We start from the raw sequence: 11795 nt of genomic DNA on the forward strand, positions 1-11795 counted from the left end.
CCATGCGTCGCAGGATGTTCATTCGCTCGGGTGTCACGCTCGGCCTGGTGCTGTCGTTGAGCGGGGCGTCGTGGTTGTGTAGCTCCGGGGCCCTCGCCGATGCGCGCGACGACCAGGTCGCGCGCGAACAGCGCGCGGCATCCGAGGCAGATAAGGCGCGCTCGGAGCTGGAGGGCATTAACTCTGATCTGGCTGAGGCCGTCTTGCGTGTCTCCGAGTTGTCCGATCAGCTTGACGCGGCGCAGGTGGCCCAGAGCGAGGCAGAAGCGCAGCTGGCGGCCGCTCAGCGCACCCATCAGGCGACGCTCGATCAACTTCACGTTGCCCAGGCCAACCTGGATGCGGCACAGGAGGCGATCGCCGCCGACGAGCAGCAGAGTGCCCATGAGCGCGAGGCGATCAGCACGCTGGCGCGCACGGAGTACCTCTCGCGCGGTGAACGCGGTCCCCTGACCCTGCTGCTCGAGTCCAAAACAACGGCCGATTTCGCCGCCACCGCCCAGGCTGCCGGGATGGCTGCCAATGTCCATGCCCGCGAGATGAACGCCGCCGAGCGACGTCTATCCCGTGCACGCGCTCAGCGGGCGCGCCAGAGCGCGCTCACCGATCAGATCCAGGATCTGGAAGCGACGGCGAAGACTCAGGTCGCCGCCGCGGATGAGGCACGTGAAAAAGCCGAGCAGGCGACACAGCGCGTGGCCGACCTCAAGACGTCGGCGCAGGCGGCTCAGGCCGATCTCGAAACGAAGAAGGCGTCGCTGCAAGACGACCTTGCACGTGCCGAAGCCGAGGCCGAGCAGGCGAAGGCCGAGATCGCCAAGATCGACGAAGAGAACCGTCGCCAGGCTGAGGCCGCCGCGCAATTGGCAGCCCAGCAACAGGCGCAGCCGGCCAACCCGACACCCGGCACCACGACGACGCATGGCTCATCGATATTCGCTTCGCCACTACACCACGCCCTTGTGATCACGTCTCCATATGGCTATCGCATCCACCCGCTCCTGGGATATCGCAAGCTCCACATGGGCGTCGATCTGGCCTCGGCGTGCGGCGAACAACAATTCGCTTCGGCTGCCGGGCGTGTCGTGTCGACCCGCTACGAGGGCGCTGGCGGCAACACTGTGACGATCAACCACGGCCTCATCGACGGGATCTCGTGGGTGACGACGTATCGGCACATGTCGGCATTTGCCGTGAGCCCGGGCCAGACCGTCAGCCAGGGACAGCTCATCGGTTACACGGGCGCGACCGGCGGCGTCACGGGATGCCACGTGCACTTCGAGATCTGGAAGAACGGGTCGACCATCGACCCCATGGGAATGCTCTAGGACGGATCATGCCCAAATCCTGGAAGAAGCCGAAGCCCACCGAAGGCGAGAAGGCAAAAGCCCGCTCGGATGCCAAGAAGGTCATCGCGACTAATCGACGCGCCCGCCACGACTACTTCATCGAAGACACCATCGAGGCCGGACTCGCCCTCATGGGAACCGAGGTGAAGGCGCTGCGGATGGGGCGGGCCTCGATTGGCGAGGCCTGGGTGGATTTCGACGGCGGTGAGGCGTGGCTCCAGCACGCTCACATCCCCGAGTACCTCAACGGCTCGTGGACGAATCATTCTCCCACGCGCAAACGCAAACTGTTGCTGCACCGGGCAGAATGCATCAAGCTCGTGCAGCGTTCGCAGGCGAAGGGATACACCGTCGTCCCGCTCGAGCTCTACTTCATTCGCGGCTATGTCAAGGTGACGATTGCGCTGGCGCGCGGGAAACAGGACTGGGACAAGCGCCAGGCTCTGCGCGAGGCGCAGGACAAGCGCGAAGCCGAGCGGGCGATGCGCGAATACAACCGATAGCGAGGCCTATGCGCGGGAACTGTGGCTCGCACGACGTGGCGGGTGTGACCGGAGCTCTGTCCGGCCACACCCGCCACGTCGTTAACGGTGCGAATTAGCTGATGACGTTTCTGTCGAAGAGGTCGTCGGACAGCCCGAATGCGTGGTGGAGCACCTGGGAGGGATGAACGGCTTTGGCTCCCGAGCCCTTGCGGATGTGCCAGCGGCACGGTTCCGCCTCACACACGGCGATGGCAGGATTCTCGTCCTGAATAAAGTCGAACAGCGGCTTGCCCATGGCCTGGGCAATGTCGTATTTCTCCTTCTTCAGTCCGTACGTGCCCGCCATGCCGCAGCAGGCACGCCCTGATTCCTTAACGGTGACCCCGGGGATCGCCTCCATGACGCGGATTGCCGGCTGGCCGATGTATTGACTCTTGACCTGACATGACTGGTGGTAGGGCAACACGGTGTCGGGCATGGGACGCAGCAGCTCGGTGGGGAAGTCACCCGAGTCGAGCAGTTCGGCGACGAACTCGGTGAACTCCCGCATGCGGGAACTGACGTTGACCAACCGCTCGTCGGTGATACCCATGACTTCGCGCGCTTCGTGCTTCATCATTCCCGCGCACGAGCCGGCCACACCGACGATGGGGATCTCGTCGCCGTCCTCGCCCAGCTGAGCGCCTGCCGCGATGAGCTGATCGCACAGCTGGAGCGTTTGCTTTGCCGCCGACTCAAACAGGCCATTCGACTTCGCCGCCTGACCGCAGCAGCCCTGCTTCGGCACGGTCACGGTATAGCCGAGGAACTCGAGGACTTCGATCGCCTTCTTTGAGGCATCGACCTCGAAATTTGAGCCCGCGCACCCGTGGAAGAAAATAACGGGCCCGCGCGAACCGGCGGCAGGAGCGACCGGCTCATCGCGTCGGCGCAGCCATCCGCGCAAGGACTGCGTGGGTGCGTGGGGCATCGGGGCATCCCTGTGAATGCCGACCGTCTTCTCGATGGCCACGCGCAGCGGCTTGACCTGCAAAGCCGCGTTCGCGACCGGCGCGACCGGATGCATCGCTGCGCCCATGAGCTGGGTGTTGGAGATGAGGCGGTCACGCAGCGGCATGTGATCGGCCTTGGCGACGGCGATCGCCTGCGTGTTCAGCTCGGCGATCTTGACCCCTTGCGGGCACACGAGCGTGCACGTCCCGCACATGGAGCACAGGTCGACGCTGGCGTCCCCGAGGCACCATTGCGGAAGCGCTCGGCCTGGGGGCCGACGTATTTGGGGCCGGGGAACAGGGGAGTAGCCTCGAGAACCGGACACTGCGTCTCGCAGATCGTGCACTTGACGCAGCAGTCGAGGCTTGCCCGCGAGAGCGTATGGCCAGCGAATTCGAGAGCGTTCTCGCTCATTGGTCCTCCTTCATCGAGCTAGCGGTGGCGACCGCGGCGACAGCAGACGCGAGGGCAATCCCCTCGCCAGACTTCTCGTCCCACCGAGACGATCCCGCGAGCAGCGATCCGGCGACGCAGAGATTCTCGTAGACGACGTGGCCGTCCTCGGTGCACGCTCGCATGTCCGAGCCGGTGCGGACACCGACGCTAAACAGAGGCTGTTCCTCACCCCAATAGTCCCCGTGAACGAGGGCGCCGTCGGGGGTGATGAGAGGGAGGCCGAAGATCGACTCCCGAACTCGGCCATGTGAGGTCACCTCGAGCGCGCCCGATTCAAATCCACCGCCCGCATAGATGATGACGTCGGCGGGATAATCGACGTCGCGACCAGCCGCGTGGGTGCGGATCGAACTCACGCGAGAATCGGCGGCGTCGAAGCCGATAACTTTCGCACCCTGGACGAGGCGGATCCGACGCCGAGTGCACAGAGCGCGAAGAGCCTCGTTGAGCCGCATTCCGGGGATCGAGGGAGGCAGGCCGGGGATCTCGAACACCTCGCGCCCGACAAGCTCGCGCAGGCGCTCATGGACGTTTCGGCGTCTTCAGACCGAGCACAGCCGGCAGGCCGATGGGCCCGGCGCCGGGAATCTTGGCGAGCGCCCAGGCAAGACGGCGCACACACCTCGTCCCGATCGAGCGCACGAGCGAAGGTCACCGCGGACGAGTCGCACTCGCCGTCGCGGACCTCGAAATCGATCCAGCAGGCTCTTGCGCTCACGCGTCCGCCGTCGGGGGTCATCTGGCGTTCGAGGTTGCCGGCGATGAGCTCGGGGTAGAAATCCTTATATTGCCTGATACCGACAATGCTCAGGTCAAGGCCATCGCGCAGAATGCCGCTGGCCATCGACGGCTGGTAGAGGGCAGTCGGGCGCATCGCGCCGACGACGCTCGGCAATGCGACGTTATGCTCGCCATCGCCGTGGAGCAGATCCGGCAGCGTCCGCTGAATCCAGTCGATTCCCTCGGCCAGCGCCGCGGTTCCCGTGACCGCATAGGGTGTGGGGTCCTGGCGGGTCCCGGCTGCCTCGAGAGGATTGTCGACCCGCTCGGGCGCGTATCCGAGGACGTCAATGGTGCCTGCGAGAGCTGGAGCCCTCCCAGACCCATCGTGACGATCGTCGTGTCGAAACCGGCCTCGTCGAGGCGCAGCGCGGCCGTCAGGCCGGCGAGTCCCGAACCGATGACTATTGCCGTGCTCATTTGATGTCCTCCCTGCCATCCATGGCGTCCGTGTCGGACAAGTCGGGAATTGCCGGTCCCGTATCGGTGGGGTTCGGCAGATGCTCAATGTCGAAGATTCCGTGGAAAATCCAGTTATCCAGTGCGGTCTGGCGGACCTGCTGGCCGTAGAGGATGGGCCACAGGCCGATCCACCGGTTCTTCAGGAACAGCCGCAACAGCCGGGTGGCCTCCTCGGCAGTCATCTTGTGGCAGGTTGTCGTCAGCCCGGCGGCGCGCATCGAGCAGAATCCGCCCTGACACGGCCCCATTCCCAGCCGCAATTGGCGGCGCAGGTCGTCAAGCTGGAAATCGTCTTCGCTGGCCATGAGATCGACGAACATCGACTTCGTCATGAGTTCGCATTCGCAAATGACCGGATCGTCCAGGCGATCCTTCTCGCGTTCACCCAGGCGATGAGTGACGAGATAGTTGTGACCGGCTGTCGACTTCGGCACCTCTTCGTCAGCTGTGCGGCACGGGTTCGACGTGCCGAGCTGGCGTTCCATCTCGTCGACGGCGTTCTTGGCCATGAGCCGATACGTCGTCAGCTTGCCGCCCGAGATCGTGATCATTCCCCGCAGGCCGTCCCGATCGGCGTGATCGAGGATCGACATTCCACGCGACATGTGGCGGGTGTCGCCTGCGGCGACGCGCCTGTCCTTGACGAGCGGGCGAGCCCCCGCCCACGCGTGGACAGCGCGCTGCTTGCGGAAACCGGGAATGAGCGCCTCGCCCGCATCCAGCATCTGCTGGACCTCGTCGTAGGGAATGGCCAGCCGGTCGGCGTCCTCGACCTTCTTGTCGGTTGTCCCGATGATCGACACCGTGTGAACGGGCACGAGGATGTCTCCGTCGGCCGGGTAGATGCATCGGTTGATCACCCGGTTGACCAGGCGGTGATTCATCGCGATCATGATCCCGCGCCCGGCGACGACCTCGACGTCGTGACACCCGGCCATTTCGGCGACGTGACCGGACCACGGACCGGCGGCGTTGAGGACGAATCGGGTATCGATCCGGATCTCCTCGCCGTTGCGGTCCTCACAGATGACCGCGCGCACATTGTCATCGTGCGTAACGATGTCGGTAACCCGGGTATAGGTGAGGATCTCGGCGCCGTATTCCTGTGCCGAATGAGCGGCGCCCCACATCATCTGCCAGCCGTCAACAGTGCCGTCGTGGACGGTGAAGGCGCGGGTGATGCCGGGATTGAGCCGGGGTTCGAGGGCAAGCGCGCGGTCGAGGGAGATCTCCTCAGCGGGAACGCGCGCCTTGACGGCTCCCGCGGCGAACTTGTCGGCAAAATCAAGGGGATCGCCCGGGGTGCAGACGAACATCCCTCCGGTTTCTTCCACGGCATCCGCGTGAATACGCGCGACGATGTCGCGTTCTTCGGCGCATTCCGTGGCTGAGCGCGGGTCCGAGACGACGTAGCGTCCGCCCGAATGCAGAAGACCGTGGTAACGCCCCGATGTGCCCTGGCCGATATCGGCGCGATCAACCATGATCACCGAGTATCCACGCATGGCGGCATCTCTGGCACATCCTGTTCCGGTTGCTCCGCCGCCGATGACGACGACGTCAGCTTCCCTTCTGTCCATGGTCTCGAGGCACCCCCTTGGGCTCAGCAGGTAGTCAACGAACAGTGTGCGTGCGCCCTAGCACGCGTCTGCTCACCTCTAGGTTAGGCGCCGATCGTGGCGGTTACGGCAAAAAACCGCCTCGCTGGACCAACGTGCGTGCCCGAAATGACGCAGTTGCACCGTTGCGCGCAAGCTTAGGGCGTCCTACGTTCGTGCATGCTCGACGTGGAACGCCTGCGGGATTTTACCCGTCGAGCGTATCGATGAGCCAGGCGCGAATAGCGGTGGCGGCGGCGCCCCGGGCCCAGAAATCGAAGGTGTCAGGTCGCATAGTCAGCTCGATACCCGTGTTGACGGGATCGCGCAGATCGCTCAAGGCGGCGTCAATGTCACCTAATCCCCAGGTCAGGATGCCGGCGAGTTCGCCGGTGAGCGAGAGTGCCTCGGCCACGGTGACATCGACGATGATGGCCAGCAGTCGGGCAAGGTAGACGAAGGCGTTGTCGAGAACCTCCCGCGCCCCAGAGATGTCGGCGTCGAGGCAGCTCTTCAACCAGGCCACCTGAGGGTCGGCGGTGATGCCAGGCACTGAGGAGGCGACGCGAGGGCGCAGGTCAGGCAGCTGCGAGGCCGGACACGCCTCGCGAACGGCCTCGACGAGAGCGCCCAGATTGAGCACGGCAGCGGCACAGCCGCGATGCCCGAGCCAACACGTACGCGGCGAGTCGGCGGCTAGCGGAAGGTGCCCGATGAAACCGAGTTGAGTCTCGCGCCGATGAAGGATGCGTCCGTGGTGAATAACGACGTGCCCGACACCGGCGCCGAGCGTGATCGACGAGAAATTGTCGAAGCTGCGTCCGAGTCCAAACCACTGTTCCCAGCGGCCGATCGCTTCGACGTCATTGACGAAGGTTACCGGTGCCAGGCACCCGGCCTCACGAAGGAGGCGGCCGGCGTCAGTGTTTCCCCACCCCAGGTAGCCGGCCTCGATGACGCGCCCGTCGGCATAGACGCGACCACCGATCGAGATGCCCACGTGGTCGGGCGTGTGTGGGCTGACCCGTTCAATGGCGCGTGCGGTCTGCGCCATGACCGCCTCGGGCGAGCGGTCTCTCAGAGCACATTCGTATTGGTCTTCCTGGTGGCACGTCAGCGACGTGCGCACCGCGTACACGTGGTCGCCCGTGAGTTTGACGCCGACGAACGTTCGCGGCGAGGGGGAGGGGATGAGGACGTGGGTCGGGCGTCCGGTGGCGTGCGGGTTGGGTTCGGGGGATCCCTCAACGACGATGTCGCGTGTTAGGAGTAGGCGTTGGATTCGGGTCATCGACGGAGCCGACAGTTGCAGGCGCCGCGAGAGATCGGTGCGGGTTAGGGGACCGCGGGCGATGACTTCGGCTGCAAACGCGCACGTCGAGTCATCGAGCAGGCGGGACATGGAGGAACTCCTTCATCTTGTGCGCGGCGTCACATTTCCCTTAGTGTACATCGTGACCGCTACGGGTTAATTTAGTAACGAAACAAAGATGTGATTTCTCGATCAAGGAGGCTCGACGTGTCAACACGTACGCAGGCATGGCATCTGCGCGCAGGCGGTACCTCGCTCATTGTCGACACGATTGGGCAGTTCTGTCCCCGCGTGAGCTATTGGGGCCCCGAGGTTGGCGACGATCCAGCCGTTGTCGAGGCCGTGCTCGAGTCGCAGGGCCTTTCGGTTCCCTCCGGCACGTGCGACATCCCTCTTCGGGTGGGTGTCCTTCCGGAAGAATCCGCCGGGTGGCTGGGCGAGCCTGGCATCATGCTCACCCGCGGAGGCCGGCTCATCCCTGTGAAGCTGCATACGACGCGGGTGGAATCGGGTGGAGCGGACGATTCGCCGTGGCCGCTCGATGGTCCCGAGGGACAGCAGGTGGGGGCGTGGTTGTGGGCCGACGTCACGGATGCCACGGCCAAGATTGAGGGACGCATTGAAATCCAGGTGACTCCCTCGGGCATCGTCCGGCAGCGCGCTCACATCCGCAACAGCGGTGACGAACCCCTCGGTGTTGCCCGCCTCGTTCCTACGTTGCCGCTGCCAACGACGCTCACCCAGATCGTCGACCAGGCCGGTCGCCACCTGCGTGAACGCCAAACGCAGATGCACGAGGCGACGATTGGTGTTCACCACCGCCCGACGCGCGGGGCGCGCAATCACAATGCCTCGACGATCCTCGGGGCGGCCGTTGCCGGCGCCAACGCTCGCCAGGGCCGCGTCGCCTATGGGCACGTGGAGTGGTCGGGCAATGTGGATCAGTGGGTCGAGCGCACCCCATTTGGCCACCTCGTCCTTGCCGGTGGCGAGCTGCTCATGCCGGGCGAGATCGAGCTGGCTCGGGGCGAAACCTACAGCTCGCCGTGGCTGAGCGCGACATGGGGCGACGGATTCGATGCGGCGAGCGCGAAGTTCCACAGCTATGTCCGCGGCTTCACCGCGCACCCCAGCAGGCCGCGTCCCGTCACGTTGAACGCCTGGGAAGCCGTGTACTTCGCGCAAACCTTTGAGGGCCTGTCGGAATTGGCTCGACTTGCCGCCGAGGTGGGGGTTGAGCGTTTTGTCCTTGACGACGGTTGGTTCGGCTCGCGCCGCGACGACCGCTCCGGGCTTGGGGACTGGCAGGTCTCGGAGGACGTCTGGCCCGACGGACTGCAGCCGCTCGCGCGCATGGTGCACGATCTCGGGATGGAGTTCGGGCTGTGGTTTGAACCCGAGATGCTCAATATGGATTCCGAGATCGCGCGTGCGCACCCCGAGTGGATCATGGGTCCGCGGGATCGCGAGCCGCTCGAGAGCCGTCATCAGCAGGTTCTCAATCTCACCGCCCCCGGCGTCGTGGACTACCTGGAAGATGCGATCTCACGCCTCGTTAGTGAGGTGGGGATCGACTACATCAAGTGGGACTACAACCGGGATCTGCTCGAAGCCTACGATCGCATCGGCGGCGGATACGCCGTTCATGGCCAGACCGTTGCTCTCTACGCCCTGCTCGATCGTCTCCACGAGCGGTTCCCCGATCTCGAGATCGAATCGTGCGCCGGTGGCGGCGGGCGTGTCGACCTCGGGATTATGCGTCGGGCTCAGCGCATTTGGGGCTCTGACTGCATCGATCCGCTCGAGCGTCAGATCATTCAGGCGGGTACGTCGTTGCTGTTGCCGGCTGAACTCATCGGCTCCCACATCGCATCCCCGACCTCGCACACGACTGGACGCACCCAGAATCTTCAGTTCCGCTGCCTCAACGCGCAGTTCTATCACCTGGGCATCGAGTGGGATCTGCGGCGTGCCAGCGAGGTCGAGCGCGCGGAACTCGCGGCATGGGTCGCAGCCCACAAGAATATCCGCGACGTCTCGCACACGGGCTCGCTGGTCACAGGTCTCCAGCCCGATGACGCGACGCGTGTCGTCGGTGCTGTCGCCGAGGACGGTGCACAGGCCTACTACGTCGTCATCCAGACCCGGACGAGTGCCTCGCGTCCTGCCGGCATTCTCACGCTACCCGGACTCGACCCGGATGGAATGTACCGGATTGAGGCACCGATCATCGCGAACAACGCCGTGGTTGGGCTTCCCCCCGATCACGGTGGCCACGGCTCGACGCTTGCGGGTGCGCCCGCGTGGTGGGCGAGCGGTGTCATCGCGTCGGGAGCGTTCCTCGCTGAGGTCGGTGTCGCCGGTCCCATCGTCAATCCCGAGCGCGCGGTTCTTCTCCGCGCCACTCGGCTCTAGCTCGCCCTGAGCCGCCGGCTCAGGATGAACCCCCAAGAAGATTAGGAGTACCTTATGGCTCGCACCGCCCCCCCTGCCGGCACAGTCGCCGGCAGCACAGGTGGGAGAAAGCGCAGGATCCCGCTAAGTGGGGATTTTCGCACGGCTCTCATTTTTCTCTTGCCGGCAACCATTGGACTCGTCGTGTTCTACGTCATCCCGGCGATCCGCGGCTTCTACTTCAGCTTCACCGACTACTCGGTGTTGCAGCCGCCGCGCTGGGTCGGAGGCGAGAACTACGCTCGGCTGGTTTCTGACCCGCTGTTTTGGAACGCCCTGTGGGTGACGATCTATTACGTCGTGCTCAACATTGGGTTCCAAACGATCATCGCCATCGGTCTGGCGATGCTCATGCACCGACTGACAAAGTCGACGTTGATTCGCGGTATGGCGCTGTTGCCGTACTTCATCGCTAACGTCGTCATCGCGCTCGTGTGGTACTTCATGATGGACTACGAGATCGGTATCGTGAACATCGTCCTTGAGGCGATACCGGGATTCGACCGGGTCGCGTTCTTCGGTGAGTCGATGTGGGCGATCCCGACGGTCGCGTTCATCAACATCTGGCGCCACATGGGCTATACCGCCCTGCTGCTGTTCGCTGGTTTGCAGACGATTTCGCCGTCCCTCTACGAGGCGGCCAGCCTCGACGGAGCCTCTGAGACGCGTCAGTTCTTCTCGGTGACATTGCCGTCGCTGCGACCCGTCCTCGCGATGGTTCTCGTCGTCACCGTGACCGGATCGTTCCAGATCTTCGACACGATTGCCGTGACCACAAAGGGTGGTCCGGTGAACGCGACGCGAGTTCTGTACTTCTACATTTACGATCTCGCCTTTGGCCAGCTTGACTTCGGCTACGCTTCGGCCCTGGCCATCGTGTTGTTCGCCATCCTCATGATCGCCGCGGTGGTTCAGCTGAAGCTCATGCGCGCCGATGAATCCGACGAGTTGTAGGAGGTGTCACGCTATGGCTATTCAAACGAAGCGCAGCGCCGAAGCTAAGGCGCTGGCCAGGCAGCACAACGGCCCGCGTAAGACGGTCGGGCACTGGGTGGCATGGGCCTGCCTCATCGCCATTCTCGTCATTACCCTCGTTCCCTTCTACTGGATGCTGCGCACGTCGCTGTCGTCCATGCAGGGGCTGTCGTCGGATCCGGGCTCGATCCTGCCGGTCGATTTCACTCTCGACGCCTACCGGCGCGTGTTCGGTTTGGTGGATCTGAAGGAGAACCTCGCTCAAGGTGGAGCGGGCGCCGCGATGAACTTCTGGCTCTACCTGCGCAACTCGGCGATTGTCGCGACGGTTGTCATGGCGGGGCAGACGCTGTTCTCGGCGATGGCCGCCTACGCGTTCTCGCGTCTGCAGTGGAAGGGCCGCAATCTTGTGTTCACCTTCTTCCTGTCGGCCCTGATGATCCCGTCGATCTTCACGACGATTCCGAACTTCGTTCTCATCAAGGACCTCGGACTGCTCAACACCTTCGCCGGTATCGTGGCTCCGACGTTCTTCATGACGCCGTTCGCCATCTTCTTCCTGCGCCAGTTCTTCCTCGCGATTCCGCGTGAGGTCGAAGAGGCGGCGCGGATCGACGGCGCATCCAGCATGGGCGTGTTCTTCAAGGTCATCGTGCCGATGGCGAAAGCACCGATCACGACGCTGGCGGTGCTTACCTTCATTACGGCGTGGAACGACTACCTGTGGCCCTTGCTCGTCGGTCAGCGCGAAGAGGTCCGCGTCCTCACGGTGGCGCTGGGTATCTTCCGCTCGCAGACGCCGCAGGGTTCGCCCGACTGGGCAGGCCTCATGGCCGGCGCGCTCATGGCGGCCGTGCCGATCATCATCCTCTTCCTCATCCTGGGGAAGCAGATCGTCAACAACCTCGGCTTCTCGGGCCTGAAGTAAGTA

Annotated in this window: 9 protein-coding genes and 1 pseudogene; 5 read left to right on the plus strand and 5 right to left on the minus strand. The window is 64.2% G+C overall.

What is annotated here, in order from left to right; genetic code table 11:
* The first annotated feature begins 2 nt into the window (after positions 1 to 2).
* Positions 3 to 1328 carry a M23 family metallopeptidase gene (locus H8R18_RS03445; RefSeq protein ID WP_191072278.1) on the plus strand — a complete coding sequence of 442 codons (1326 nt, stop codon included), beginning with the start codon at positions 3 to 5 and terminating at the stop codon, positions 1326 to 1328.
* 8 nt (positions 1329 to 1336) lie between these two features.
* On the plus strand, positions 1337 to 1852 hold the full coding sequence (smpB, locus tag H8R18_RS03450) for an SsrA-binding protein SmpB (RefSeq protein ID WP_191072277.1): 516 nt from the start codon (positions 1337 to 1339) through the stop codon (positions 1850 to 1852).
* Between the two features lie 94 nt (positions 1853 to 1946).
* Here the strand turns inward: smpB and H8R18_RS03455 are convergent.
* From H8R18_RS03455 to H8R18_RS03475, 5 genes and pseudogenes are all read right to left on the minus strand, one after another.
* A pseudogene (locus H8R18_RS03455) lies at positions 1947 to 3241 on the minus strand (anaerobic glycerol-3-phosphate dehydrogenase subunit C).
* A complete protein-coding gene (locus tag H8R18_RS03460; protein ID WP_194189378.1) occupies positions 3238 to 3777 on the minus strand; it encodes an FAD-binding protein in 540 nt (179 codons plus the stop codon). The pseudogene H8R18_RS03455 and the gene H8R18_RS03460 overlap by 4 nt, the downstream one beginning before the upstream one ends.
* 313 nt (positions 3778 to 4090) lie before the next feature.
* Positions 4091 to 4483, minus strand: coding sequence for an FAD-binding protein (locus H8R18_RS09910; protein ID WP_194189379.1), 393 nt, complete (start codon positions 4481 to 4483; stop codon positions 4091 to 4093).
* Positions 4480 to 6105: an anaerobic glycerol-3-phosphate dehydrogenase subunit GlpA gene (glpA, locus tag H8R18_RS03470; protein WP_191072274.1), complete on the minus strand. Its 1626-nt coding sequence runs from the start codon at positions 6103 to 6105 to the stop codon at positions 4480 to 4482. The genes H8R18_RS09910 and glpA overlap by 4 nt, the downstream gene beginning before the upstream one ends.
* 226 nt (positions 6106 to 6331) lie before the next feature.
* Positions 6332 to 7525, minus strand: coding sequence for an ROK family protein (locus tag H8R18_RS03475; protein ID WP_191072273.1), 1194 nt, complete (start codon positions 7523 to 7525; stop codon positions 6332 to 6334).
* Positions 7526 to 7642: 117 nt separating this feature from the next.
* On the opposite strand from H8R18_RS03475, the gene H8R18_RS03480 reads away from it, so the two are divergent.
* The 3 genes from H8R18_RS03480 to H8R18_RS03490 all read left to right on the plus strand — a co-directional run bounded on the left by H8R18_RS03480 (position 7643) and on the right by H8R18_RS03490 (position 11792).
* Complete coding sequence (locus H8R18_RS03480; RefSeq protein ID WP_227712867.1) at positions 7643 to 9850, plus strand: alpha-galactosidase; 2208 nt, start codon at positions 7643 to 7645, stop codon at positions 9848 to 9850.
* Between the two features lie 159 nt (positions 9851 to 10009).
* Positions 10010 to 10843, plus strand: coding sequence for a carbohydrate ABC transporter permease (locus H8R18_RS03485; RefSeq protein WP_420826902.1), 834 nt, complete (start codon positions 10010 to 10012; stop codon positions 10841 to 10843).
* A 13-nt stretch (positions 10844 to 10856) separates the two neighbouring features.
* Positions 10857 to 11792: a carbohydrate ABC transporter permease gene (locus H8R18_RS03490; RefSeq protein WP_191072270.1), complete on the plus strand. Its 936-nt coding sequence runs from the start codon at positions 10857 to 10859 to the stop codon at positions 11790 to 11792.
* The last annotated feature ends 3 nt before the right edge of the window (positions 11793 to 11795 follow it).

It is taken from the genome of Nanchangia anserum, from assembly GCF_015240065.1.
Taxonomy (GTDB): Bacteria; Actinomycetota; Actinomycetes; order Actinomycetales; family Actinomycetaceae; genus Nanchangia; species Nanchangia anserum.

What these genes read in the sequence shown, in the direction of transcription:
- H8R18_RS03445 (WP_191072278.1), top strand. Translation starts at nt 3, where the DNA reads ATGCGTCGCAGGATGTTCATTCGCTCGGGTGTCACGCTCGGCCTGGTG.
- smpB (WP_191072277.1), top strand. Translation starts at nt 1,337, where the DNA reads ATGCCCAAATCCTGGAAGAAGCCGAAGCCCACCGAAGGCGAGAAGGCA.
- H8R18_RS09910 (WP_194189379.1), bottom strand. Translation starts at nt 4,483, where the DNA reads ATGAGCACGGCAATAGTCATCGGTTCGGGACTCGCCGGCCTGACGGCC.
- H8R18_RS03490 (WP_191072270.1), top strand. Translation starts at nt 10,857, where the DNA reads ATGGCTATTCAAACGAAGCGCAGCGCCGAAGCTAAGGCGCTGGCCAGG.
- glpA (WP_191072274.1), bottom strand. Translation starts at nt 6,105, where the DNA reads ATGGACAGAAGGGAAGCTGACGTCGTCGTCATCGGCGGCGGAGCAACC.
- H8R18_RS03475 (WP_191072273.1), bottom strand. Translation starts at nt 7,525, where the DNA reads ATGTCCCGCCTGCTCGATGACTCGACGTGCGCGTTTGCAGCCGAAGTC.